The following is a 24,439-nucleotide window of genomic DNA, read 5'->3' as shown; positions in this document are numbered from 1 at the left end:
GCGCGTTGCGTAGCGCCGGAGGATTTATAGTTGTGTTTGCGGCCTTTCTCACTTTTCTCGCGGTCCCGGTGCGAAGCGATGACGCTTCGCCCGGGCCGGATGCGACGAAGAGCATAGACGTGACGATTGCATACCTCGGCAAGTCCTATGCCGAGGTCGAACCGCTTTCGCTCGTCGATAAAATTTATACCGATAAAGGTATTCAGGGCGCGCGGGTTGGCTTGTCGGAAGACGTTCGGACGGGGCGCCTGATTGGGCAGAACTATCGGATGATCGAGGCGATCATTCCGGAAACTGACGACATCAAACCGAAGGCCCTTGACCTATTGCGTTCCGGGGTCTCGCTGATCGTCGCCGATCTTGAGCCCAAAGATCTTCTCGCAGTCGCTGATCTGCCCGAGGCACAGCATGCGATCATCTTCAGCATTCGTTCCAACGATGTTCGATTGCGCAATGAAGATTGCCGAAAAAACGTTTTTCATATCCCGCCCGACTGGGCGATGCGTGCCGATGCATTGGCCCAATATCTCATTTGGAAGCGATGGCGAAACTGGGCGTTGATTTCCGGTGAAGCGCCGATGGACAAAGATTATGCGGACGCGATCCGCCGCGCGGCGAAGCGGTTCGGCGGCCGGATTGTGGGTGAGAAGACCTACAAATTTGCTGCTGGATCGCGGCGCACTGATACGGGGCATCAGCAGGTCCAGAAGCAAATGCCGCTGCTCACCCAAGGTCTTGGCGATTATGACGTCGTCATCGTCGCGGACCTCGGTGAGAGCTTCGGAGATTATTTGCTTTTCAATACGTACGAGCCGCGGCCGGTTGCGGGAACGCAAGGGTTAAAAGCCGTGTCGTGGCATCGTTCATATGAAGAGGCTGCGGCGACGCAAATGCAGCACCGCTTCGAAAGGAAAGTCGGACGCATCATGACCGAACGCGATTATTCCGGCTGGCTCGCGGTGCGCGCCTTCGGAGAAGCTGTGACGCGGACGGGTTCGATCGATCCAATCGTTCTCCGGAAGTATTTGCTATCCGATCGTTTTGAAGTCGCGGGTTTCAAGTCTCAGGGGATGAATTTTCGCAGGTGGGACCGGCAGTTGCGCCAGCCCATTTTACTTGTCGGTCCGCGTGCGCTTGTTTCCGTTTCGCCGCAAGAGGGCTTTCTGCATCCGAAATATCTTACGGATACGCTCGGGTACGACGAGCCTGAATCGAAATGCCAGCAGAGAAATTGAAAATTTTTCGGGATGTACAATGGTGCGCTTAATCGTTGGATTTGCGGTGTTGATCTCAGTCTGCTCCCAGCCTGCCGCGGCGGGGACGGCCTTCATCAGCAACGAGAAGGATAACACGATTACCATTCTCGACACCGATGCGCTCAAGGTCATTAAATCCGTGCCGGTTGGGCGGCGGCCGAGAGGTATGGTGCTGTCTCCCGATCACAAGCAGCTTTTTATTTGCGCCGGAGATGACGATCGTTTGGACGTTATGGATACAACAACGTTTAAAATCACCGGCACGCATGAAACGTCCGGTCCCGATCCAGAGTTGCTCGACATCGATCACGCAGGCAAGTTCATCTACATCGCTAACGAGGACGACGGCATGGTCACCGTCATCGACGCGGCAGATGGCAAAGTTCGCGGCGAGATTCAGATTGGCGTCGAGCCGGAAGGAATGGCGGTGTCTCCTGACGATACCGTCGTCGTAGCAACTTCCGAGTCGACGAGTATGGCGCACTTTATCGACATCAAGTCGCTGAAGGTTATAGCAAACGTTCTTGTCGATACGCGCCCGCGCGTTGCGCGCTTCACGCGTGATGGAAAAGAAGTTTGGGTTACAGCGGAGGTTGGCGGCACCGTTTCCGTTATCGATGCGCAAACGCATAAGATCAAGCAGAGGCTGACCTTCGAAATTCCGGGTGTACGGCCTGAGCTTATCCAGCCGATGGGTGTGCAATTTTCGAAAGACGGCAAGCACGCCTTCGTGGCATTGGGCAAGGCCAATCGCGTCGCCGTTATCAGCACTGCGACTTACAAAATAGAAAAGCTCATACTCGTAGGCCAGCGGCCGTGGCACATGGATTTCAACGCCGACAAGTCGAAATTATTCACAGCAAATGGACTTTCTAACGACGTGACCGTCATCGACGTCGCAACTTTGAAAGCGGAGAAGTCAATTCCGGTCGGCCGTCTGCCGTGGGGGCTTGTGATCAAACCGTGATGTTTTGGTAGCCGCGATGTCACTCCGTCAGAGATTGCTGCTCAATGTTGCGCTTGTATTGGGCCTTAGCGTGCTCGTCGGTGCGGGCATGTCTTATTGGCGCTCGGCTGGAAAGATCCGTACCGAGCTGCATTCGGGGTTTGTCGTAGGCGAGCAGGTTCTGAAAGACGCTGTGGACGAACTCAAGCAGTCGCCCAGACCGTACCAGCAGCTTCCTAGCGTCATCGACCGTTTCAGCGGCGGTCGGCACGTCAAGGTGTCGCTACTCGATTCGAACGGAAATCGGGTCGCGGAATCGCGGCTTGAAATGCCGAAAGATCCCGCGCCGGATTGGTTCTACCATTTTCTCGGCGGACCACACGAAGTCTCCAGAATTCCTGTCCCAAGCAATTTGCAAGGCTATTCGGCGTTTCTTGTTGAAGCCGATCCGCGCAACGAGGTGCAGGAAGTCTGGGAGGATCTAGGTGGCAGCCTCATTGTCATTTCGATTCTGGCCGGCCTGGTCTCGGCTTTGATCTATTGGACGGTGGGTCGTGAGCTCCGGCCGCTCGCTCATTTGGGCCATGCGTTGTCTCGTGTTGCTAAACGCGATTTCAGTATGAGGTTGGCCGAAGAGGGGCCGCGGGATCTCCGTGTCGTCACACAGGGATTCAATCACATGGCGGCGCAATTGGAAGAGGCGGAGGAGTCGAAGACGCTTCTTGAGGAACAATTATCGAGCGTTCAAGATGAGGAGCGCGCGGAGCTCGCGCGAGATCTGCATGACGAAATCGGACCGCTGTTGTTTTCCGTCGGGCTCGATACGGCCGCTGTTCAGAAGGCGCTTGGAGATGAAGCAAGCGGCGACGTCGTCGAGCGTCTTGAATCGATCCGAGAAGCCGTCAGTCTCAGTCAGAAGCGCGTGCTGCAAATTCTAGGTCGGCTACGCAGCGGCACCGTCGAAGACTTGGGCTTAGAAGCTGCGATCAATCGACTTATTGAGTTCTGGACTTCGCGACGTCCCACGCTGCGTATCCATGCGCAAGTACCGGAAGACGGAATTAGTCCTGAACTTGATCCCGTCATCTATCGCATCGTACAGGAGAGCACGAGCAATGCTGTTCGTCACGGCAACACGAATGTCATCGATATCGTCGTCGAACGCGACCCCGTGAAGGGTGTTCGCGTCAGTGTCAGCGACGACGGCGGGGGATTGAAATCGACGCGGGCCGGACACGGGCTCACGGGAATGCGTGAACGCGTTGCGGCACGCCTCGGCGTGTTCGCCATTGGCAATCGGCTGGACGGGAAGGGTGTGCTGGTGGAGGCAAGCTTCCCGGCAAACGCCGAACGTTCGGAGACATCAGCATTCATGGGAGCAGGACCCGCGATATTATGAAGTTACTTTTGGTCGATGATCACGTGCTTGTACGTCAAGGGGTACGTCGGCTCCTGTCGGCTATTCCCGGTGTCGAAATTTTCGAAGCGGCCACGAGCTATGAAGCACTTTCGGTGTTCCGTCAGCAAAGTCCGGACGTCGTCGTTTTGGATATTAGCCTGGCTGGCGCGAGCGGTTTGGAGCTTTTGAAGCGCTTTTTGATTGAAAACCCGAATGCCAAAGTTTTGATGCTCAGCATGCACGCCGAGGCCATCTATGCAGCGCGGGCGGTGCAGGCGGGAGCGCGTGGTTATATTTCAAAAGGTGCTTCGGCGGAGGAACTTGTTACAGCGGTTTTGAGGGTTGCAGAAGGCAAGCGCTACGTCGAACGCGAGATTGCGACAGACCTCGCGATGAAGCAGTTCTCCGGCGACGGCGATCTTCTTGAACGCTTAACCATGCGCGAGATTGAGATTCTGCGTTTGCTCGGCGAAGGCAAAAGTCTTAGCGCGATCGCTTCGACACTTGGGGTCGCGTACAAAACCGTCGCCAACGCTTGCAGTTTGATGAAGAGCAAGCTTGCAGTGGAACGAACCGCTGACCTGATCCGCATGGCACTCGAGATGCGCAAAACGTGAAGCGCGGCTCAGAATCGCTATCCCGATCTCTATAGGAAGACAGACAAAAAACATCGGGAACTCGTCCCGTGGCGAACTGTATAACGGCACCATAGGGTCCTCTCGCCACGCTTGCGGTTGGGTGGGATGAGGCTCGGTCCTCCAGGTTTTCATGCCATCCTCCGCATTTTTGTCAGGCGAGGATTGGCGGCGGGCGGTTTCGCTCTTCGCGTGTCGGCGTAGAAAACAACTTCCGTTTTATGACGGAATATTTCCTGCTCCGCTTCAAGGAATCACCTGACGCAAGAGAGGTGCAGTGCAGTCCATTCCTGCTCGTGTGGCCGCAGGCGATTGCGAACCGGATCTCATGTCCGGCGGGTTGGACTAGCGCATGTATCGGGAACCTATGGAGAGGAAAACCCATGAGCTTCAGGAAATCGTTCCTGTGGGCGGGCGGGCTTGCGGTGGCGCTCCTATGCAGCGCTACGGCGGTGCCAACATTTGCTAACGAGCAAATAGAACAAGAAGCGAAGAACCCAGATTTATGGCCCGCGCCCGGCCGTGACAATCAGTTGACGCGCCATTCAGATCTTTCCGATATCAACACCGGGAACGTCGATAAGCTGCAGTTAGCTTGGTCTCAGTCGACGGGCGCACTGCGTGGCCATGAAGGTCAGCCCATTGTGGTGATGCATAACGGTAAGCCGATGATGTTCTTCTCGTCTGGCTGCCCGAACATGGCACAGTGCAATATCCTTCAGGCGCTCGATCTTTCTGATCCGGACAATCCGGTTCAGGTTTGGCACTACGTGAAGCAGACGGATCGTGATGAGACGGCTGTTCCGCGGGCGTGCTGCGATACCGTCCATCGCGGTGTCAACTACGCCGACGGCAAGGTGATCTATCATACCCTCGACGGCTTCATCGTTGCGCTGGATGCAACGACGGGCAAGGAAGTCTGGGTTGTCAAGCATGCTTATCCTGAGCACGGCGAGACGCACACGGGTCCGACTCTTATCGCTGAGAATCTCGTGATCGCCGGTTTCGGCGGCGATGAGTTCGCGGCGCGCGGACGCTTGTCGGCTTACGACCTTAAGACAGGTAAGAAGGTTTGGGAGTGCCATTCGACCGGTTCGGACAAGGATGTCTGCTTGACGCCCGAGACGAACAAGAACCACCCCGAATACGGAACCTATGGCCACGACCTCGGCATCACGAGCTATCCGTCGACGAACGGGGGCGAGTGGAAGATCGGCGGCGGTACGTTCTGGGCATGGGGCAGCTATGACCCGAAGCGCAAGCTGGTCTATTGGTCGACGGGTAACCCCGGCCATTGGAGCCCGTCGTATCGCTGCGGTGCCAAGACCTGGGAAGAGTGCAACAGCGGAAAGTGGGACAACAAGTGGTCGATGACCATTTTTGCTCGCCACGTCGAAACCGGTAAAGTTGTCTGGGCCTATCAGATGACGCCGTTCGACGAGTGGGATTACGACGGCGTCAACGAGAACATTCTTGTCGATAACCTCGATGTCGACGGCAAGAAACAGGACGTTCTCGTTCACTTCGATCGTAACGGGTTCAACTACGTCCTGAACCGCGACGATGGCACGCTGTTGCGCGCGAACAAGTTCGTAACTGTGAACTGGGCGGAGAAAGTCGATCTAAAAACGGGTCGTCCAATCAAAGTCTATGAGCACTCGCCGTTCGAGCGCCATCGTAACGTCCAGGCCTGTCCATCGGCGATGGGCGGCAAGGACCAGCAGCCCTGCTCAGTCGATCCGAAAGAACCGAACAAGTTCTACTGCCCGACGAACAACTGGTGCATGGAAGACGAACCGCAAGACCGTACGCATACCCAGCAAGGTACTGTGTACGTCTTTGCAAACGTCTACATGTATCCGGAGAAACCGGGCGTGACCGGCAAGCTGAAGAAGTTCGACATTTTGACCGGTAAGACCGATTGGGAAATTCCGGATCCTTATCCGAACTGGGGCGGCACGCTCAATACGGACGGAGGTCTGGTGTTCTACGGTTCGAACAGCGGCCATTTCCGCGCCGTCGATCGGAAGACTGGCAAAGTCCTTTGGGAGCGTAAGCTTGCATCGGGCATCATCGGTAATCCGATTACCTACAAGGTTGGCGGCAAGCAGTACGTCTCCGTCTTCCAAGGCCTCGGTGGTTGGGTCGGTATCCCAGTTACGGCCGGCCTCGACATGAACGATAAGTTCGGCGCGATCGGCGCGACGGCACTGGCGAAAGCCGCCGGCCTCGACAAGATCCCGCAGAGCGGCGTGCTCTCCACCTTCCGCATCTATCCGTAAGGATTGGAGTGACAGCAACCAACGGCGTCCGGTCATCTAAGACCGGACGCCATCTCCGTTTCCGATAAGCGGCAACAAGACATGTGCGCAAAGCGATCGCGCAATTGAACTACCCATCAAGGTTCCGAGGACAAATTTATGCGTGGTCAAAAGTTCATTCTGGTGTCTGCGATCATCTCGATGCTAGCCGGTCCTGCTTCGGCGCGGGACATGAGCTATCTGAAATCGAAGCCATTCGATCAACTGACTGCCGGTGAACTTTCCGCCGCGAAAGAAGAGGCCAAGAAGCTTAAGGTTTCTCATCTTGTCGCCTGCGCGGATCCCGGCAACATGCCGCTCTCGGATGAAAAGCGCGAAGGTTTTGAGAATAAGATTGCCAAGGTCGTGGGGAGCAAGCTTGGCGCCGATATTAGTTTCTTTTGGCGTCCTTATATCGAGAGCGGAATCACACGGCAGTCTTTTGACAACAAAGAATGTCAGATCCTTCTGGGCATACCGTCCGATTACTCAGGTATGTTGACGACTATTCCGCTCTATCGCTCTACGTATGTGCTCGCTTATCGCGAAGACAGCGGACTTGACATCAAGAGTCTCGATGATCCGTTGCTGCACAAATTGAAGATTGGCGTCTTCCAGCATTCCGCCATGCGGCAGGTGTTTGCCGATCGCGGAATTAAAGACGGTCTCGATGTTCAGATTATAAGCTACGATGCGGATCTCGAGCCGGACAAGCAGCCTTGGCGCCAAGTTCAGCGCGTAGTCGACAAGAAAATCGATATCGCTGCCGTTTGGGGACCGTTCGCCGGATGGCTGAAGAAAAAGGGGGCGCCTCTCGTAATCCAACCGGCCAATATGTTGGTCGATGACACACCGTTGGAATTCTCGATCGGTTGGGGTGTGCAGAACACAGATGTTGTTTTGAAACTAAAGATCGATATGGCGTTCGAAGACGCGAAGGACGATATCGCGAAAATTCTCGAAGATTATGGAGTGCCACTGGTCCAATGTTCGAATTGCGTCGTTGAAGGTAATTTGCCATCGCACGGCATCATCCAGGAAGTTCAAGGCGCGGCTTACAGCCAACGCTTTCTCACTATTCCGCACAAGAGAAAGATTGATCCAGCTGTCGCACCAGACGTGGTGGTGACGCGTGCGCGGCTCGAGGCTTGGCTAAAGCAGGGCGTCGACGTCAATGCGGAGTTGATGAACGCTATCGTCGGTGGAGACGCGGATCGTGTAAAATTTCTCATCGAAAAAGGCGCTGACGTTAACAAGCCCGATTCTCTCGGGGCTTTGCCGCTCGGTTCTGCCGCAAGCATTCGAATGACCGGTCTTATGGAGATCTTGCTCGATGCCGGCGCCAAGGTCGATGCGGTCGACTCTGATGGCATGACGGCGTTGCAGCACGCTATTAATGTCAATCACGTGCCCTCCATCCAGTTGCTGGTGAAGCGCGGGGCAGATATGGAAAGAGGGGTAACCAAACAAGGGTATACGGCTCTCGAAGTCGCCCTCTCCGACGGAAAATTTTTTGCTGCAAAGGCTCTGCTAGATGAGGGAGCCGACGTAAAGAGAGGCGCCGGTCCGGAGAAGCTGACGCCGCTAATGGTTATCGCGACGCAGCTTCAGCCGCAGCAGCGTCTTAAGCAACTCGCCATGGGCCCGACCCCCTTGGCACTCGCAGCCGAAATGATCAAGCGTGGTGCGGATGTCAATGCCGCTTCAAAGGATGGCGTAACCGCGCTGATGGTTGCTGCCGGTCAGAATAATGCGCCGATGATCGGTCTCCTATTGCGTGCGGGCGCAGATCCAAAAATGAAATCTGTAGCCGGGAAAACGGCCCTAGACATCGCGACTGAAACCTACAATCAAGCTGCTGTGGGTGCTCTGAAGTTTCTTACAACGTCGGTCAAGCCTCCGCCGGCCGATACAAAGGCGATTCAGTAACGATGCGTGTAAGTCGATTCTCGTGGCTGCTGGGGCTTTGCGCAGCCTCGGCGGCGATCGCGGGGCCTGCGTCCGTCCATCCGCCGGCGAAGCTCAATGTCGAGATCGGCTATCTCGGTCGGGATTATCCCAATCCCTTGCCGATTTCGTTGCTTGAGCCGGTCGTTACGGATCAGGGACTTCAAGGGGCACGCGTCGGCATCAGTGATAATCTCGCGACGGGGCGCTTTCTCGGCCAGTCTTATCATCTCGATGAAAAGATCACTGCAAGGGATGGCGATATCATCGCGGACGCCAAGCAACTTCTAGAGAAGACACAACTCGTCGTCGCCGATCTCACGCCCGAGGACCTTCTGCGCGTTGCCGATCTTCCCGAGGCTAAGAATGCCATCATCATCAATGCGCGAGCGAGCAACGATGAATTGCGTGGCAAAGATTGCCGCCGGAATGTGTTTCATGTCGCGCCGAGCTGGTCGATGCGCGCGGATGCGCTCGCCCAATATCTTGCATGGAAGCGATGGAAATCCTGGTTCCTTCTGCGCGGCAATGCCAAGGAGGATATCGAATACGCAGAGGCGATGAAACGCGCGGCAAAGAAATTTGGCGGCAAGATCGTAGAAGAACGAACGATCATTTTTGATCCGGGCAATCGCAACTCGGAAACCGGGCATCAGCAAATTCAAACGCAAATTCCGATGCGAACGCAGAACCCGCCACCGCACGACATCGTCGTTGTCGCCGATACTCAGGATACGTTCGGCGAATATCTGATGTGGCGAACGTCTCTTCCGAAGCCAATCGCCGGAACGCAGGGGCTAGTGTCTGTCGCGTGGGGGCCACTCTATGAAGAATACGGCGGGATACAGCTGCAAAAGCGTTTTCGTGCGAAGATCAAGCGCCCGATGACTGAGCGCGATTACATGGCGTGGCTTGCCGTTCGCGTGTTCGGAGAGGCGGTGACGCGGTCCGGCAAGGCAGATATCGCTGGCTGGCGGACGTACATTCTTTCGCCTCAATTCGGCGTTGCCGGGTTCAAAGGTCAGGCGATGTCGTTCCGGCCATGGGATCGGCAGCTTCGTCAGCCCATTCTCCTCACTGGCCCGCGTTCGCTCGTTTCGACCTCGCCCCAGGAAGGATTTCTACATCCGAAATATTTGACCGATACGCTCGGTGTCGATGCACCGGAGACGACGTGCAAGCTGCCTGGCTGAGGTGTTGGAGTTAAAGGAAAAGATATGGCGAAAACCACAACTCGTCTGTTTGTCGCATCCCTTATGCTTGGCACTGCCCCTTCGGCCTTCGCCGACAAGATTTTCGTCTCCAACGAACGAGACAACACCGTAACTGTCGTCGATAGCGATACGCTTAAAGTCGTCAAGAGCATCAAGACGGGTAAGCGGCCTCGCGGCCTCGTCATTACACCGGACTACAAAGAGGTGATCGTCTGTATTGGGGACGACAACCGGCTCGATGTTATCGATACCGAGAAACTGGAGGTTATGAAATCGTATCCCGCGTCTGGCCCCGATCCGGAGTTGCTCGCGGTCAATCATAAAGGTGATCGGCTCTACGTGGCTAACGAGGATGACGGGTTGGTGACGGTCATGGATCGCGCGACGGGGAATGCGATCACGCAGATACCGGTCGGCGTCGAACCCGAAGGCATGGCGGTCTCGCCGGACGACAGCCTTGTCGTCAATACCTCAGAACAAACGAGCATGGCGCACATCATCGACGCCAAGTCCAACCAGGTTCTTGCCAACTTGTTGGTCGACACGCGCCCGCGCGAGGCGACGTTCACGCGCGACGGCGGTGAAGTTTGGGTCTCCGCAGAGGTTGGCGGCACGGTCGCGATCATCGACACGAAAAAATTCGAGATAAAGCAAAAGCTATCATTTGAAGTGCCAGGCGTACGTCCCGAGCTTATGCAACCGATCGGTATTCGCTTCACGCTCGACGGTAAGCTCGCTTTCATTGCACTGGGACCGGCCAACAGGGTTGCGGTGGTCAATACGGCGACGCGAAAGATTGAAAACTATATTCTTGTCGGGCAGAGGCCTTGGCATCTGGCGCTCAAGCCTGACGGAAAGAAGCTCTATGTTGCAAACGGCATGACGAATGACGTGACAGTCATCGACATCGCGAGCTTGAAAGCTGAAAAGTCGGTTCCAGTCGGACGATTGCCATGGGGCGTTGTCGTCAAGCCCGAAGCCAAGTAGGCAAGCTGTTATTCTTCCTCTTCCTTGAGGTGTAAAAAAGAACGGCGGCCCCTTGGGCCGCCGTTCTTTTTGCAATCGAGGGACGGGAACTCGATTAGCAACAGTTGTGAGAGGATGCCCGCAGAACGGGCATCCTTAAATCTGATTAGAACCTTACTTTGATACCACCGTATGCAGCGAATGGGATCGCTGGCGTTGACGTACGGCTGTCGTTATCGCTGTACTTCAAGCCATTCAGAGACTTGTCTGGGCCACCCCCAGTGCCGGTGCAATTTTCGGCATCGTTGCTGCCGCCGCATCCCGGTCCTGCTTGCTGCGCCAGGTCTCGATTGAAGTACGTGCCGTAGATACCGTACTGGTTATCGAACAGATTTTCGATCAGCCCGTAGACCTGAACGTTGTCGGTAATGTTATACGACGTGTGCAGGTTGACTTTCGTATAGCCTTGCAGCGGTTTGTCGAGATTTGCTTCGTCTCCGAAGAAAATCTGGTTGCTCGCTGCGATCAAATCCGCGCCAAAGATCCATTTCGGCGTTAGCTTGTAGTCAAAGCCCGCTTTGAACCGGTGCCGCGGTATGCCGGGCAAGCGGTTGCCCGGACGAATCTGCATGCAGTAATCGTCATCATCGTCTCCGCCGCCGTCATCATCGTCGCCGCCGATACCAAAGTCGCTGCATTCCGTCGTAACCTTGGGATTATTTTCAGACGGGATCACGTTCGACGATAGGAACGTTGCGTCGACATAAGAGTAGCTTGCGTAAGCAAACAAGCGTTGGTCGCGATACTGAATGCTTGCGTCAATACCCTGGCGAAGCGTGTCGCCGGCGTTTGCAAAGTATCCGCGACCCTGCTGCTCATCAGCGATTTGAATGATGTCATCAGAGTTGATGGCCCGGAACCAGCCGACGTTCCAGTCGATCCTTGAGCCGTTCCAGTAGTTCTGCGTTCCGCGCAGTCCCAATTCCCAGGTTTTTGTCACGACCTGGTCGAGATGCGGATCGGATGCCAACGCACTTTCAATGATGCAGGGATTATCTGGATCGGAGCACGCAATTTCCGATGCCGTCGGTGCGCGGTTTGCTTCTGAATAGCCGCCGTAGAACGACATGTCCGGCGTAACTTTGTAGGTGAAACCAGCTGAGGGGTTGAACCGATTATATTCGTTCACACCATTCAAGGCATCCAAAGACGATTCACCTGTATTGATGATCTGAATGCGCGCGAAGTTGAAACGGCCGCCTGCCGTGACCGTTAGGCGGTCGGTGACGTCAAATGCGTCGAGTGCGTAGACACCGGCGTAATCGTTAATTGTTGTAAGCGAGCGCGGCGTTACTTCGGATGCATTATCCTCGCAGGTGGGCTCATCTGGCGGGCACAAAGACGCGTCGCCGGTGAGCGTAGGACCTGTTCCGGCCACGACGTACCGTGGCAGGAAGCCGCCGAGCTGGCTCGACGCCTGGTATGCAACGTGACCACGGTCGTAGCTCGTGCCGATGATGAACTGGTTCCGATGGCCAAAGAGGTCTGCCTTATCGACAGCTTGCAAGGCAACGCCCCAGCCGTCCGTATTCTGACCGGTCTTATCGATCGATCCGAGCACGTCGCCGTACTGATCGAGATCATGTATTCCTGCCATCGAGCCGAACGCAAAGAGCGGCGCTCCATCTTCGGTGCAGAGTCCGGTGCCGAATTTATTACATTCGTCGAATTCAGAGATGTTCCCGTCGATGTGGCTTTGTTGGAAGTGACGGTAATAAGTGACGCCCGATACGGTTATGTCGGGAGTTACTTGCTTGCTGCCGTTCAACGAATACATCTGCATATCGCTCTGGGTGATCTGCGGCGACGTAAACGTGCGCGATCGTCCGGCAAAGTCGATGAGCTCTTCGGGAACAGCGGCCGTCACGCCAACATGGCTGGATGCGACGGTCGTATTGAAGTGTAACTCGGTGCCATCACCTTTGACGCCGATATCTGCGTATCCGCGCCGTTCCTGAGCATCTGAGAAGTCGCGGAAACCGTCATCGTTAATCGCCTCGAATGCGCCGTAGACCGCCCAGTGGCCGCTTTGTGCGCCCGCCTCGGCGGATACCTGTTTGCGTCCGAATGACCCGAACCGCGTGTCTACGTCGGCGCCTTGGAAGCTAAAGCCATCTTTCATCGCTATGCTGATCGAGCCGCCAATTGCGTTCAGCCCGAAGATCGGGTTGCTGCTCATGACGGTTATGTCTTGGATCGCGTTCGCGGGAATGAAATCCCAGTTGACCGTATCGCCGAACGCTTCGTTGATGCGAACGCCGTTCTGGTAGACGGCAAGGCCTTGCGGGAGGCCGTTTACAGGAGAAGCCTCGAACCCTCGGTATTGCACGCCGGTCTGGAATGCGTTGCCTTGCAGGTCGTCCACGACAACGCCTGGAATACGATTGTTCAGCGTATCCTGCATGTTGACCGAATGGTCTCGCTGGATGTCAGCCGAGGAAAGCGTGTTGACGGATCGTGGAATTTTCTCGATCGGCAGATCCGCGCCGGGGAGCGGAGCGACCAGGACACCGGGTGGCGGAGCAGGATTTGCGTAGACCGGTCCTTGGCTAGCCGCAGCTTGCAACGCTGCGTCGGACGCCGCCGGCAATGGTGCGGCTGGCTCAATCGGCTGCGGCTGCGGGGCTGCCTTCTTAGGCTTCTGAGCGGCCTTTTTTACTTTCGGTTTTGCCTTTTGCTTCTGAATGACCTGGACTTCCGGGAGCTGGGAACCTGACTGAGCTCCCGCCGGCGGCGGCTGTGTCCCCTCACCGGCATCCTGCGCAATCGCGCCTTGTGTCGAAAGGCACGCTAGTGTTGCCACAGCGACACCCAATTGTAGTCTCTTCATCTGCAAAACCCCCCACGTGGACCCAGTTATTTCGTGATGTCACGAGCGTCACTGGCTCTCGGATTCTCAAACACATCCGTAGAAAACGTCAGGGAATCAGGCGTTTGGCGCCTTTTTTGCACTTTTTGCCCGTTCCCCCTGGGATAGGGTCGGCAATTCGCCTCTCGGGATGGAATTCCAAATAATTCTCAGAACTTAGGAATTATTCCCGGTTTCGCTGAGCAATCGTGCTCGGCCTGGCCTTGTCGCGCCTGTCCGGCGACTGAGGTGAAGCTCTAGCATTGGTCGAGGGAATGTGTTGGCGCCGCATCCTCACGGCGCGGGGTGCGGTTGACATGTCGGACACACGTGTCCCCGGCGAGATCCCCTGCGCTTACCTCGGAAGATGCAGCAGAACACCCAGCGTCACGACAATTCTGAGGCGATGATCAGCCCAGCCGCCGTTCTTGAGGATGCCGGGCGGGTTGGCTTTGGTGATGGCGTACGGCGCGAGCCAGTAGTTCAAACCCTTTCTCTATCCCACAGTCGTTCCGCACCGTGCAGAACGGCCAAACGAGGATGATAGAAAAGGGTCTCGGTAGTTGAGATCTAAATCAGAGGTAATATCAGGTTGTTGTTCGCCGGCATGGTCAACACAGGCTCGGATGGCGCGTCAGGTTGGAAACGGCTTATTGGCGGTGTGCGTAGTCTGACGCGAACCCGTCTCCATAACCACTTATTCCCTGCTCACACAATAAAAGCAGCGAATTTCGCATATTTCGCCGCCCTTGTGCGAACGCGAAGCGCAAGAAATCTCAATATTCACTGCAGGTTAGCGGACATCACGAGATGTCGGCGCGCAGCGAATTCGTATCTGCTGCCCCAGGGAAAACGACTGCCCCGGCAGGGAAATGCCGGGGCGTTTCGAGGCAGGCTGTGCAAAAACCCTGATTAGGCGATGGTATCGCCACGGCCGCTGTCTGTTAAGCCGACCTTCCGAAATTCGGTTCGGGGTGGGATGCGGGACATTTCATTGCGGCCGACGAGAGATGCGGGAGGTCTACGGATCATACCGCTCGGGCCATCACGTGATCGTACATCGGTCATGGTTCCTTCTTGAACAGGTCCTGGAAGATCAGCTGGCCCCAAGTGCGGTCTCGTGCGTGCACCAGCGCGCCACCTTCGTTGAGCTTTCCCAGTTTGACGGGTGCGAACCCGAGCTGTTTGGCCAAGGCCGCCACGGGAGCGGTCGCGTCCTCGTCGTCGCTCGACAGAAAGACGACCCGGTGCCCGCCCTCGACGATCGGATCGGCAGCCAGGGTGGCCGCAATCAGGTGATTGAAACCTTTCACGAGCTTGGCGCCGGTGAACGACTTCGCAACGAAGGTGGAGGACGGGAGGCCGTCCAGCTCCTCAGGGGGAACTCCAAACGTGTTCATCGCGTCGATGACCGTCTTGCCTTGCCAGCTCGGCAGGGCCTTCGCAACCTCGCGATGCTCCCCGAACGGGACCGCCAGGATGATCGTGTCGGCCTCGAGTGCGTCCCGCAGCGACCTGGCAACGACCGTGGGCCCAATGGCTCGAGCCTGCGGCGCCAACGCCTCGGGCGGCCGGCGGCTCGCGACGGTCACGTCGATGTTCTTACGGGCGAAGGCGTGGGCGAGGGCCTGGCCTATCTTGCCGAATCCTACAATCGCGTAGCTCATCATGTTTCTCCAATCCGTGTTGATGTTGATTTCCGGCGCGAATTCAGATGGCCGAGAAGCCGCCATCGACAGACAACTCCACCCCATTCACGAAGCTCGAATCGTCTGAAGCAAGAAACAGCGCGGCCGTCGCAATTTCCTCAGGACGACCCATCTTTCCCCGCGGGATCAGGGATTCGAACATCTGCTTCGCTTCCTCGGTGAGAACCTGATCCTGCATCGGTGTGGCGATCGGCCCCGGGTGCAGCACGTTCACCCGGATATTCCTGGCCTTCAGCTCGTTGAGCCACCCGCGTGCGAATGCGTGCAACGCCGCCTTGCTCGCCGCATACACGCTGTAACCAGGAAAACCTTTCACCGAAGCAACTGAGCCGGTCATGAAGATCGATCCGCCATCGTTGAATAGCGGCAGCGCCTTCTGAACCGTGAACAGCGTGCCGCGCGCATTCAGGCCGAAGGCCGCATCGAAATGCTGCTCGGTAATTGCGCCCAGTGGGACGGCTTCGCCCGTGCCGGCGCTCGCGTACAGGATGTCGATCTTGCCCTTGACCCGCTTCACCGTATCGAATAGGCGGTCGAGGTCGTCGAGATTGGCGGCGTCGCCGCGCACGCCGGTTACGTTCCGGCCGATCAGCTTGACGGCCTCGTCCAGCGCCTCCTGCCTTCGACCCGTGATGAAGACATAGGCGCCTTCCTCAACGAACCGCCTGGCGCTCGCCAGCGCCATGCCGCTCGATCCGCCCGTGATGACTGCAACCTTACCCTCTAGCTTTCCCATGACTTCTCCTTTCGGGGTGTCGAGACAGCATCTGCCTCCGACGACCTCGAAATGGACCCGCCGGCGTCCGTTGCTGAGTGTGGAAGCGCGCACATCGGTGGTGCGAAATCGATCCGGTTGGACGGCTGACGCCAACCGCAACGATCGGTGTCCGCCGTTTGGAATTAGGCCGTGCCCGTCGACATAGGCTGTAATGACCGCTCGTACTGCCGTTCGATGTGCTAGATACGGGCTTTGGAAGGCGCACCGCGCGGTGCGGGATTGCACCATGATCGACTGGGATGATGTTCGCTACTTTCTTGCCGTCGGGCGCGGAGGCTCAGTGCGGGCGGCTGCCGAGCGCCTCGGGGTGAACCACTCGACCGTGCTGCGACGCATCGCTCAGCTCGAGGAACGCCTCGGGGCGCACATGTTCGAAAAGCTGCCTTCGGGCTACCGCCTGACGGCTGCGGGCGAGGAGGTTCTCGAGCTCGCGAACCAGATGGAAGCGTCGTCGTACCAGCTCGAGACGCGAATCTTCGGTCGCGACCAGAGCGTGCGCGGGCTTCTGCGGGTGACGTTGGCGCCGACCCTCGCGACACACCTGCTCATGCCGGACCTCGCCGATTTCGCGCGTCTGCATCCGGACATCGAGATGGAAATCCTGTCGTCCGGCGAGCTGGCAAATCTGACCAATCGGGAAGCCGATGTCGCGATCCGCGTCGTTTACGACCGCAAAACCCTGCCGCTCAATCTTCACGGCCTGAAGGGACCGGACTTGTTCGGCGGCGTTTACATGTCCCGCGAGCGGCTAGCCGCGTGGCGTGCGGGCGCGCCTGATCCCATCCGGTGGATCGTCATCAGCATTCATGGAATCCCCGGCTGGGCCCGCGAGGGTGAGGTTCGCACCACGGGGGTTCCGTTCAGGACCACGGACGCAGAGGCGCAGATCGTTGCAGTACGGCAAGGGCTCGGGATGACGACACTGCCGTGCTTCGTCGGAGATGCCGACCCCCTCCTGGTGAGGGTGCCGGGCACCGACCTGCACATGCATGGAACGCTCTGGCTTCTCACACAGGGGGAGACACGCAAGACGAAGCGCGTGCGGCTCTTCACTGAGTTCGTATCCCGCAGGCTCGCCGCGTACGCGCCGCTTCTCGCGGGACTGTCTGTATCGCGCGACTGATGCGCTGCAAGTCGTCGGCGACGCTTGCCGTGGACAAGTGCCTGCAAGCGGACATCCCCCAGTATCCTAAGGGCTCAGGGCAGTGAAAGCCGAAGCGGCACTCTCGATCCTCGCCTTCAACATCCTCTGAGCCGGAACCTCGCTTCGCGTCGGCAGCGTCGGCCCGGTCCCGAACCGAGTTCTTGCACAGCCTGGAGAGATCGCCACGAGGCCTTTTCAGCTGAAGATCACCCCGGCGCAGAACCGAACGCAGCTATTGACGAACCATCAATACGAATTATCTATGTCACTATTAGTTCAGCAGATAGGTGCGGTGTGCCGGTAAACGTAACCAAGCGACCAAAACGCAAACCAGGCCAAAAAGCCCATCTGACTCGCGCCAAGATCATCGCGAAAGCTCTTCCACTCCTTGATGACAATCCTGACCTCGGTATGGCTGGGATTGCCAGGGGGCTCGGCGTCGCCCCGGCTGCCATCTATGCGCATTTTCGGGGTAGGCTCGCCGAGATCCATACCGAAGTGATCCGAGCCATTCTCGCCGATGTGGCACGCCCCCCAAAGCCGAACGAGACCTGCGAGGCCTACCTTCGGGATCTGTTCGATGCCGTGTTCGCTGCCTTCTATAAGCACCGGAAAGTCGCTCTGCTGTTCGGTCGTAAGATAGCGGCAAACTACTATCTCAATCCCCTCCTCGTCGAACGTGTCCTTTATGCCCTCAGCCTCGCCGGGCTCCCCGAGAACGAGAAGGTCGTAGCTCTCAACCTAGTCATGGGCAGCTTGGTTGGTATGATCACGATCGAGTGCGCGTACCCAACGTCCCTGTCACCCGCGAAATGGTCCTTGAGCCAGTCGAATACCGTCGATGCGCTGCCCGCGGGCGAGTATCCTCAGATCAAGGCCTTGAAGATCAAGCTTGGTGGTGCGGTCAACGCGCGATCGGTTCATAAGCCGACACCTGCCAGGGCACAGCGCTTTGCTGATAGCTTGATCGCCGGTCTCAAAGCTCAGTTCTCGATAGTTTAGCGGCCCCGTTAACGTACCGCTCGCGCTCTTGGTTCATTCCTAAGACACTTGTGCCCGCATTGGCAGGCGCGCCCGCTGCATGACGGTGGGGCACCTCGATGGTCTCGCCGCTCGCGAGTATCCCATCGCCAGGCGTTGAAAGACTTACCCATAATTATGCATTATTAAATACAATTTACATATCGAAAATTGAAATTGATGGTCGTTCACCTACCAACTGACGCGGTGCTTTCGTGGCGAGAGCCGGCGGCTGCTCGTCAATCAGCCGCCGAAAACCCTGAAGACGCACTTGGTCAGCATCGCGTTTGTGGCGTGGCTACTGGTGCAGAACCCGTCATTCCGGATTGCCATCGTTTGTTATGATGAGGAGCTCGCCTCGACACAGCTGCGCAAGATCCGCCAGATCATGAAGAGCAACTGGTATCTGTCGTTGGCCCCAGCTACACGCATTCGCAAGGAGAAAGATACAGAGACGCTTTTTGAAACGACGGCTGGTGGCGAGGTCAGGGCTCTCTCCGTGCAGGGCGGCATTACCGGGCACGGTTTTGATTACATCATCATCGACGACCCGCAGAAGGCCAGCCTCGCCCATTCCGAGACCGAACGGCGCAAACTCGAAGAGCTTTATGCAAGCTCGATGGCCAACCGCTGGCGCGCTGCCGCCGAGGGCGTCCTCATCACCGTCATGCAACGGCTCCACGTCGATGACTTCACGGCATACATGTTGCGGGTCCGCAAGGATACGGTGCATCTCAACATTCCCGCCGTAGCTCCGGCCGATATGACGTTTCATCTCGGTGATGACGAGGTCCACCAGTTCCGCGAAGGCGAACTCCTTGAGCCAGAGCGACTCCCCGAGGAGATCCTCGAAGAACTGCGAGTCGCGCAGGGGGAAGTACATTTCCAGGCGCAGTATATGCAGGCTCCCGTCAAGACCGGTGGCTGCCCGATCGACCCGGCCTGGTTCCGGACCTACACGGAGCTCCCGAAGTACGACTACCGCGTCATCAGCATCGACCCGGCGTTCACCGAGAATGGCGGCGACTTCACCGCGGCGTTGGTCTGCGACATCGTCGGCGACGACGTCTATCTCGTTCATGGCGAACAAGTTCAATACGACTACCCGAACCTTCTTCGCTGGATCGAGAAGCTCGACAAGACCTGGAAGCCCGACCTGTTCATGCTCGAGACCATCGGAGCGGGTAAGGGTCTCTACGCTCTCCTGAAGGAACGCGACATCAACCATGTCGGCACGATTGAAACTCACGGCAGCAATTCGAAGCTCCGCCGCATGGAAATCGTCTCGCCCATGATCGAAGCGGGCCGTGTCTTTCTGCCGGCCAACACCGAGTGGGCACGTCTGTTCCTGAGGCTCATCGGGCCGTTCCCGTATGGCCCTAGTGATGATTGGCCGGACGCGCTCTCGCAGCTCCTGCTTCATCTCCCAACAGCGCGCTTGCGCGCGGGCCAGCATCGACGCCGCCGGTTCCCGCCGGGCCCGCCGCCGCAGCAGACCTCGCTCCGCTACGGCATGCACTACCGCAAGGTCTGGCTCAGGTAGCAAAATTGACAGCCGCTCCTGAGACCTCACCCTCAATCTGCAAGGACTTTTCCATGCGTCAGAATTCAATCCGAAATCGTTCCGGAGTTCTCGAGCCTCTCAAAGCCAAGAGCCGTCAACGACGCGATCAACTCGCCCGCCTGAGCGCCCCTGGCGCTCAGGCGGGCGTCATTCGCAACGACCTGCTCCCCAAGCTGCAGCTCGTCGATCGCGCGCCCGCCGAGGTCTCCATTTCCGCGCGTAACGTGCGCGGTCTGGACCCCGCTGATATTCGCGAGACGGCCTCTGCCGTGTCGCATCTGGGCTTCAGCGTCCCGATTCTGATCGACCACGACAATAATCTTGTCGACGGCGCTGTCCGCCTTGAAGCGGCCAAGCTGCTCGGCCTGCCACGCGTGCCCTGCATCGTTGTCAGCCATCTTTCAGCCTCCGAGCGGCGACTCCTGCGCATCGCGATGAACCGCCTGCAGGAAAAAGGACAATGGAACCTCGACAGCCTCAGGATCGAGTTCCAGGAGCTCATCCTTGAAGACGCGCCGATCGAGATCACCGGCTTTTCGTTGCCGGAGATCGATCAGATTCTTCTTGATGACGATGTCTCCGCGGTTGACCCGGGGCCGCTCGCGCCGGGTCCCGACGCCCAGCCGGTCGCGCGCATCGGCGACCACTTCATCCTGGGCCGGCACGAGATCATCTGCGGCGACGCCACCGATCCTCACGTCCTCGAACGCCTGATGCACGAGGACCAAGCCCAGCTTCTGCTGACTGACGAGCCCTATAATGTCAAAATCTCCGGCAACGTCACGCGAGGTGCGCACCGCGAGTTCGTCATGGCTAGCGGCGAGATGTCGGATCGGGAGTTCCACGTCTTCAATGACGCGTGGATGGCCGCTTGCCGATCACACCTCCGCGACGGAGCCCTGTTCGGTACCTTCATCGACTGGCGCGGCTATCCGACAGTCCACGCGGCCGCGACGGCGCTCGGCTTAAGCCCTGTCAACCTCATCGTCTGGGTCAAGACCAATGCGGGTATGGGCAGCCAGTACCGTTCGCAGCACGAGCTTCTGCCGCTATTCAAGATCGGCACCGCGCCGCATGTCAACAACGTCGAGCTCGGCAAGCACGGACGCTGGCGCTCGAACACCTGGATCTACCCAGGCGCGTCCAGCATGGGCTCCGATGCCCGCCGCGGCCTGCAAGACCATCCGACTGTCAAACCGGTCGCGATGCTCGAAGACGCGCTGCTCGACATGACCAATCGTGATGACATCGTGCTCGACCCGTTCCTGGGTTCTGGGTCGACGCTGATTGCGGCGGAGAGGGCTGGGCGCTGCTGCCGGGGTCTAGAGCTCGATCCGAGCTATGTAGACGTCATCCTGCGTCGCTATCATGAAGTCACGGGCGGACAGGGAATTTTGCGCGAGACCGGTGAGACGGTCTCGGAGCTGGCAGAGCGGCGGATGCGGGAAGGGGCAGAGTAGCCAGCTGACGCGATTGGAAAGAACGCAAGGTTGTCTAATCCCAAAAGGCGACCTTTGCAATTGTACCACAGCTCGCCACCCCGATAGCCGCTGTGTCGAATTTGCGGACATCGAAGAGATTTGGTGCAAGGCCGAATTCTACCCAGTTACACTCGGCCGCAGTACCACCAGTAGCGGACGTCTCCTTTCTAGCGAGAACACAGCCTGTCCTACACTCCATCTAGCCAGACAGGAGCGTATCCGTTGGCGTCGGACTTGTCGAACGGATCGTGGCCGTTTCCTGCGAGTGATAGGTAAAAATTCCACACGTGCGTCCGGACGTAGATTCACACTTTCCATTGGCGCGCCCCAGCATGAAACCGCCACTGCGAGCCGATTCGCCTGTGTCAACGGGGCCTCGATCATTCGTGAAGCGACCATACGCGGCGAAGTCATCTTGTGGTGTTTCTAAGCTCGGCCAATTCGAGAGTATTTGGAGAGCCCCCGATGGTGCATCAGGCCTCCACTTTGGCTTTCTTGTATTTTCTTTCCCAGCGTTCGAGTTCTTTCTTGAGATGCTCGACGAGATGATCGGTCGCGTCACGCAACGTCTCTGTTTCCTTGCCGGCTTTGCTCTCTACTTCGCGAAGGAGCTTCTCGCCCTTCTCAATCGCTTGCAGCGTATCGTGACGTATGCCGTTAATGAGTGTTTCTTCCATCGTTAGCTCCTGTTGCTTGGTTCATTCGAAGATTTTGTTTTCGGTGCGCTCAAAGCGCGATGGCCAAACGGTCGTCCACCGACTGGACGCCGGGCACCGACCACGCCGCATTCTCAACGATATCGCGATCGTCCCAGCTATCGACCGCTCCCTCGAGGCGCACCTTATTGCCATCCGACACATTGACTCGGATTGCCCGGGCTTCGACGTGAGCATTGCGCGCCAGTGCCGCCTCGATTTTCTTCTTGATGTCAGACGCTGAGACACGCGGTTTTATGGTGATGGAATTGCTCACTCCGGTTACGCCTGACAATTTCCGAATGGCGTCTTCAGCAGCTTTCTTCTGGAACTGCCAGTCGACTTCGCCAGTGAGTAATACCCAGCCCTTCTGAACCGTCACTTTCACCATATCTTCCGGAATGACCGCGTCCCACTTCAGAACGTTGAGCGCACGCTTGGCGATCTCATCATCCGCGGTTTTCTTTTCACCCGGATAGCGAACCTCGATTTCCTGGGCGATAGCCCGCACACCCTTGATGCGTTGGACGGCGTGTTGTGCAGCGACCTTCTCTGCGTAGTTGGAGACGTGGCCGGACAATGTGACGACGCCGTCGCTTACGGCGACGCCAATATCCTGTGCATCAACGCTTGGTTCGAATTCGAGTTCATCAATAATGTTTTGTCTCAGCTGCTTATCGTCCATCGTCCTACTCCTGCAGATATTTTCCGCATGGTTTGTTGTCGGCATCATTGGCGTTTCACACTTGCGCGCGGACCGCAGCCAATGGAGTTTTCTCATCGGGCGAATAAATCATCAGGCCGGACATAGGATCGATCCAGGAGAGATGACTTCGTACGTCCTTTACGCCAGCAACGTTCTCGGCGGCGACAACGGCAGCTTCGTCCTGACGAAATGCCGTAAAAGATCCCCATAGGTCGACGACGCCGTCCTTTACCCTGACGTCGACAAGCTCGTTTGCCGCCCAAGGCAGCTTGCCGAACTCCGCGACAATATTATTGCGGATTTCGGTATCGGTTTCGTTCACCTTCGCGCCGCGCAGAAGGCCCGCCAATGCCCGAATGACGTTAGCGCGGCTGACGATCCCGACTACCACGTCGCCTCTCATGATAGGAAGCCGCTTAATTCGGCTCTTCTCCATCAGGTGGATGATCTCGGAAACGTCGGTGTCTTCGGTGACCGTAATCGGATCCGCCGTCATCACCTCGGAGACCTTGCGACCGTGGGCGTGAATGTATTCTTGCGCGAGCTTTTCCGGACCAGTGAAGAGTTCTCGCCATAACGGCCGCTTGATTTCGGTGCCGGTTTCTACACGGCGCAGGCAATCACCTTCGGTGATCACACCCACCAGTTTGCCGCTCTTGTCGATGACGGGCAGGCCGCTGATGCGGCGATCAAGCATCACCTGCAGGACTTCTGAAAGCGGGCACTCGGGATTTGTCGAGACCACGCCGGTTGTCATGATGTCGCTGGCTTTCACAGTAGGTCTCCGGAAATTCAATTTGTCTTGGATGCGGGGTGGCCATTACTGGCTGTTTCGAGAAACGTTCGCGCGGCTTTCCAGCCGGTGTTTGCGATGACGGAGAATTCCGCCGCGTAATCGCCTGCCATCTGCTGCCAGAATTTCGCGTAAAGATCGTAGATATCGCTGGGGGTGCGGCAAGCTGCGAACTGCTGCGGAAAGGTACTATCTTTGGCGATACGCTCGCCAATAAATTTCACCCAGCTTTTGGTAACTTCGTCTCCGGCTTGGCAGACCGCCGCATTCCACGCCTCGGCGCAGGTCGCCGCGGGCGACCAAACGTTTGTCAACGAAGCGATGCCGGGAACCGGCACCCGCGAGCCCTGGCTTCCATTTCTGCTTGGATAATCGAGCATCGTTTGTACTCCTGAAAGATTTTGAAAAATGTTCCCGTTGCGAAGGACATGTGCCTTGATGAAGATCAATCCGTGATATGACAAACGTTCAGCGTTGAAAAACGTATGTTCCTGGCGCCTTTGTGAGCGTCGTCAGCGTATCGGTGAACACACCCATTGGGGGCGGGCTAACCCATTCCAACGATCTCTCTGCAAGCCACTTCGACCACGCAGTCCACCAAGAGCCTTCGAACGTGGGCGCTTTCTTCTGCCACTCGTCGGGATCGATGAAAGGCGCATTGGCGGGCTTTGTCGCCATGCGATAGTGGCGTCCGGATAGCCCTGGCGGCGAAACGATGCCAGCGTTATGGCCGCCGCTCGTCAGCACGAAAGTTACGGCAGCATCGCTCAGGATGTTAAATTTATAAACCGAGCGCCAGGGGGCGATGTGATCCGTCTCAGTTCCGACTGCAAAAATCGGAACGCGTAGGTCGGTCAATGTCACGGTGTGCCCGCCGACTTTGAAACGACCTTCCGCGAGATCGTTGTTCAGGAACAGAGATCTTAAATATTCGGAATGCATGCGATAGGGCATGCGCGTCGCGTCGGCATTCCACGC

At 57.3% G+C, this 24,439-nt stretch carries 20 protein-coding genes and 1 pseudogene; 12 read left to right on the top strand and 9 right to left on the bottom strand.

Going from position 1 to position 24,439, the window contains the following annotated elements:
• Positions 1 to 119: 119 nt before the first annotated feature.
• The 8 genes from VHB22_RS13775 (at position 120) to VHB22_RS13740 (ending at position 10,684) form a co-directional block, all read left to right on the top strand.
• Positions 120 to 1,235 carry an ABC transporter substrate-binding protein gene (locus VHB22_RS13775; RefSeq protein WP_325457555.1) on the top strand — a complete coding sequence of 372 codons (1,116 nt, stop codon included), beginning with the start codon at positions 120 to 122 and terminating at the stop codon, positions 1,233 to 1,235.
• A 19-nt stretch (positions 1,236 to 1,254) separates the two neighbouring features.
• The gene (locus VHB22_RS13770; protein WP_325457554.1) at positions 1,255 to 2,223 is read left to right on the top strand and encodes a PQQ-dependent catabolism-associated beta-propeller protein; all 969 of its coding nucleotides are present in this window, start codon (positions 1,255 to 1,257) and stop codon (positions 2,221 to 2,223) included.
• Between the two features lie 16 nt (positions 2,224 to 2,239).
• Positions 2,240 to 3,601, top strand: a complete 1,362-nt coding sequence (locus VHB22_RS13765) for a histidine kinase (protein ID WP_325457553.1) — start codon at positions 2,240 to 2,242, stop codon at positions 3,599 to 3,601.
• Entirely contained in the window at positions 3,598 to 4,218 is a 621-nt protein-coding gene (locus VHB22_RS13760) for a response regulator transcription factor (RefSeq protein WP_325457552.1), read from the top strand. The genes VHB22_RS13765 and VHB22_RS13760 overlap by 4 nt, the downstream gene beginning before the upstream one ends.
• Positions 4,219 to 4,619: 401 nt before the next feature.
• Positions 4,620 to 6,518: a PQQ-dependent dehydrogenase, methanol/ethanol family gene (locus VHB22_RS13755; RefSeq protein ID WP_325457551.1), complete on the top strand. Its 1,899-nt coding sequence runs from the start codon at positions 4,620 to 4,622 to the stop codon at positions 6,516 to 6,518.
• Positions 6,519 to 6,656: 138 nt separating this feature from the next.
• On the top strand, positions 6,657 to 8,465 hold the full coding sequence (locus VHB22_RS13750; RefSeq protein WP_325457550.1) for a quinoprotein dehydrogenase-associated putative ABC transporter substrate-binding protein: 1,809 nt from the start codon (positions 6,657 to 6,659) through the stop codon (positions 8,463 to 8,465).
• A 2-nt stretch (positions 8,466 to 8,467) separates the two neighbouring features.
• Positions 8,468 to 9,676: an ABC transporter substrate-binding protein gene (locus tag VHB22_RS13745; protein WP_325457549.1), complete on the top strand. Its 1,209-nt coding sequence runs from the start codon at positions 8,468 to 8,470 to the stop codon at positions 9,674 to 9,676.
• Between the two features lie 24 nt (positions 9,677 to 9,700).
• The gene (locus VHB22_RS13740) at positions 9,701 to 10,684 is read left to right on the top strand and encodes a PQQ-dependent catabolism-associated beta-propeller protein (protein ID WP_325457548.1); all 984 of its coding nucleotides are present in this window, start codon (positions 9,701 to 9,703) and stop codon (positions 10,682 to 10,684) included.
• Positions 10,685 to 10,829: 145 nt separating this feature from the next.
• Here the strand turns inward: VHB22_RS13740 and VHB22_RS13735 are convergent, their stop codons facing one another.
• The 4 genes from VHB22_RS13735 to VHB22_RS13720 form a co-directional block, all read right to left on the bottom strand.
• A complete protein-coding gene (locus tag VHB22_RS13735) occupies positions 10,830 to 13,553 on the bottom strand; it encodes a TonB-dependent receptor (RefSeq protein ID WP_325457547.1) in 2,724 nt (907 codons plus the stop codon).
• 373 nt (positions 13,554 to 13,926) lie between these two features.
• A complete protein-coding gene (locus VHB22_RS13730) occupies positions 13,927 to 14,058 on the bottom strand; it encodes a hypothetical protein (RefSeq protein WP_325457546.1) in 132 nt (43 codons plus the stop codon).
• Between the two features lie 577 nt (positions 14,059 to 14,635).
• Positions 14,636 to 15,238, bottom strand: coding sequence for an NADPH-dependent F420 reductase (locus tag VHB22_RS13725; RefSeq protein ID WP_325457778.1), 603 nt, complete (start codon positions 15,236 to 15,238; stop codon positions 14,636 to 14,638).
• A gap of 43 nt (positions 15,239 to 15,281) precedes the next feature.
• Complete coding sequence (locus VHB22_RS13720) at positions 15,282 to 16,016, bottom strand: SDR family NAD(P)-dependent oxidoreductase (RefSeq protein WP_325457545.1); 735 nt, start codon at positions 16,014 to 16,016, stop codon at positions 15,282 to 15,284.
• Between the two features lie 268 nt (positions 16,017 to 16,284).
• Here VHB22_RS13720 and VHB22_RS13715 point away from each other — a divergent pair, with 268 nt between their 5' ends.
• The 4 genes from VHB22_RS13715 to VHB22_RS13700 all read left to right on the top strand — a co-directional run bounded on the left by VHB22_RS13715 (position 16,285) and on the right by VHB22_RS13700 (position 21,246).
• Positions 16,285 to 17,181 carry a LysR family transcriptional regulator gene (locus tag VHB22_RS13715; RefSeq protein WP_325457544.1) on the top strand — a complete coding sequence of 299 codons (897 nt, stop codon included), beginning with the start codon at positions 16,285 to 16,287 and terminating at the stop codon, positions 17,179 to 17,181.
• A 315-nt stretch (positions 17,182 to 17,496) separates the two neighbouring features.
• Complete coding sequence (locus tag VHB22_RS13710) at positions 17,497 to 18,204, top strand: TetR/AcrR family transcriptional regulator (RefSeq protein ID WP_325457543.1); 708 nt, start codon at positions 17,497 to 17,499, stop codon at positions 18,202 to 18,204.
• 289 nt (positions 18,205 to 18,493) lie between these two features.
• On the top strand, positions 18,494 to 19,765 hold the full coding sequence (locus tag VHB22_RS13705; protein WP_325457542.1) for a hypothetical protein: 1,272 nt from the start codon (positions 18,494 to 18,496) through the stop codon (positions 19,763 to 19,765).
• A gap of 53 nt (positions 19,766 to 19,818) precedes the next feature.
• A complete protein-coding gene (locus VHB22_RS13700) occupies positions 19,819 to 21,246 on the top strand; it encodes a DNA modification methylase (RefSeq protein WP_325457541.1) in 1,428 nt (475 codons plus the stop codon).
• Between the two features lie 494 nt (positions 21,247 to 21,740).
• On the opposite strand, the gene VHB22_RS13695 is transcribed toward VHB22_RS13700, so the two are convergent.
• From VHB22_RS13695 to VHB22_RS13675, 5 genes and pseudogenes are all read right to left on the bottom strand, one after another.
• Positions 21,741 to 21,944, bottom strand: a complete 204-nt coding sequence (locus VHB22_RS13695) for a hypothetical protein (protein ID WP_325457540.1) — start codon at positions 21,942 to 21,944, stop codon at positions 21,741 to 21,743.
• 49 nt (positions 21,945 to 21,993) lie between these two features.
• Entirely contained in the window at positions 21,994 to 22,647 is a 654-nt protein-coding gene (locus VHB22_RS13690) for a BON domain-containing protein (protein ID WP_325457539.1), read from the bottom strand.
• 55 nt (positions 22,648 to 22,702) lie between these two features.
• Positions 22,703 to 23,443 carry a CBS domain-containing protein gene (locus tag VHB22_RS13685; RefSeq protein ID WP_325457538.1) on the bottom strand — a complete coding sequence of 247 codons (741 nt, stop codon included), beginning with the start codon at positions 23,441 to 23,443 and terminating at the stop codon, positions 22,703 to 22,705.
• Between the two features lie 17 nt (positions 23,444 to 23,460).
• On the bottom strand, positions 23,461 to 23,841 hold the full coding sequence (locus tag VHB22_RS13680; RefSeq protein ID WP_325457537.1) for a phasin family protein: 381 nt from the start codon (positions 23,839 to 23,841) through the stop codon (positions 23,461 to 23,463).
• Between the two features lie 88 nt (positions 23,842 to 23,929).
• Positions 23,930 to 24,439 (bottom strand): annotated as a pseudogene (locus VHB22_RS13675) (poly-beta-hydroxybutyrate polymerase); the annotation flags it as partial.

Origin of the sequence: Hyphomicrobium sp. (assembly GCF_035548195.1) — a bacterium.
In the GTDB taxonomy this organism is placed as follows: Bacteria; Pseudomonadota; Alphaproteobacteria; order Rhizobiales; family Hyphomicrobiaceae; genus Hyphomicrobium_B.
Note: the sequence above shows the minus strand (reverse complement) of the source record. Positions and strands in the feature narration are given on the sequence as shown.

Bases quoted from the DNA above. Each gene is read 5' to 3' on its own strand.
- VHB22_RS13690 (WP_325457539.1), bottom strand. From the start codon at position 22,647: ATGGACGATAAGCAGCTGAGACAAAACATTATTGATGAACTCGAATTC.
- VHB22_RS13740 (WP_325457548.1), top strand. From the start codon at position 9,701: ATGGCGAAAACCACAACTCGTCTGTTTGTCGCATCCCTTATGCTTGGC.
- VHB22_RS13680 (WP_325457537.1), bottom strand. From the start codon at position 23,841: ATGCTCGATTATCCAAGCAGAAATGGAAGCCAGGGCTCGCGGGTGCCG.
- VHB22_RS13715 (WP_325457544.1), top strand. From the start codon at position 16,285: ATGATCGACTGGGATGATGTTCGCTACTTTCTTGCCGTCGGGCGCGGA.
- VHB22_RS13770 (WP_325457554.1), top strand. From the start codon at position 1,255: ATGGTGCGCTTAATCGTTGGATTTGCGGTGTTGATCTCAGTCTGCTCC.
- VHB22_RS13765 (WP_325457553.1), top strand. From the start codon at position 2,240: ATGTCACTCCGTCAGAGATTGCTGCTCAATGTTGCGCTTGTATTGGGC.
- VHB22_RS13735 (WP_325457547.1), bottom strand. From the start codon at position 13,553: ATGAAGAGACTACAATTGGGTGTCGCTGTGGCAACACTAGCGTGCCTT.
- VHB22_RS13695 (WP_325457540.1), bottom strand. From the start codon at position 21,944: ATGGAAGAAACACTCATTAACGGCATACGTCACGATACGCTGCAAGCG.
- VHB22_RS13760 (WP_325457552.1), top strand. From the start codon at position 3,598: ATGAAGTTACTTTTGGTCGATGATCACGTGCTTGTACGTCAAGGGGTA.
- VHB22_RS13700 (WP_325457541.1), top strand. From the start codon at position 19,819: ATGCGTCAGAATTCAATCCGAAATCGTTCCGGAGTTCTCGAGCCTCTC.
- VHB22_RS13725 (WP_325457778.1), bottom strand. From the start codon at position 15,238: ATGAGCTACGCGATTGTAGGATTCGGCAAGATAGGCCAGGCCCTCGCC.
- VHB22_RS13755 (WP_325457551.1), top strand. From the start codon at position 4,620: ATGAGCTTCAGGAAATCGTTCCTGTGGGCGGGCGGGCTTGCGGTGGCG.
- VHB22_RS13750 (WP_325457550.1), top strand. From the start codon at position 6,657: ATGCGTGGTCAAAAGTTCATTCTGGTGTCTGCGATCATCTCGATGCTA.
- VHB22_RS13745 (WP_325457549.1), top strand. From the start codon at position 8,468: ATGCGTGTAAGTCGATTCTCGTGGCTGCTGGGGCTTTGCGCAGCCTCG.
- VHB22_RS13720 (WP_325457545.1), bottom strand. From the start codon at position 16,016: ATGGGAAAGCTAGAGGGTAAGGTTGCAGTCATCACGGGCGGATCGAGC.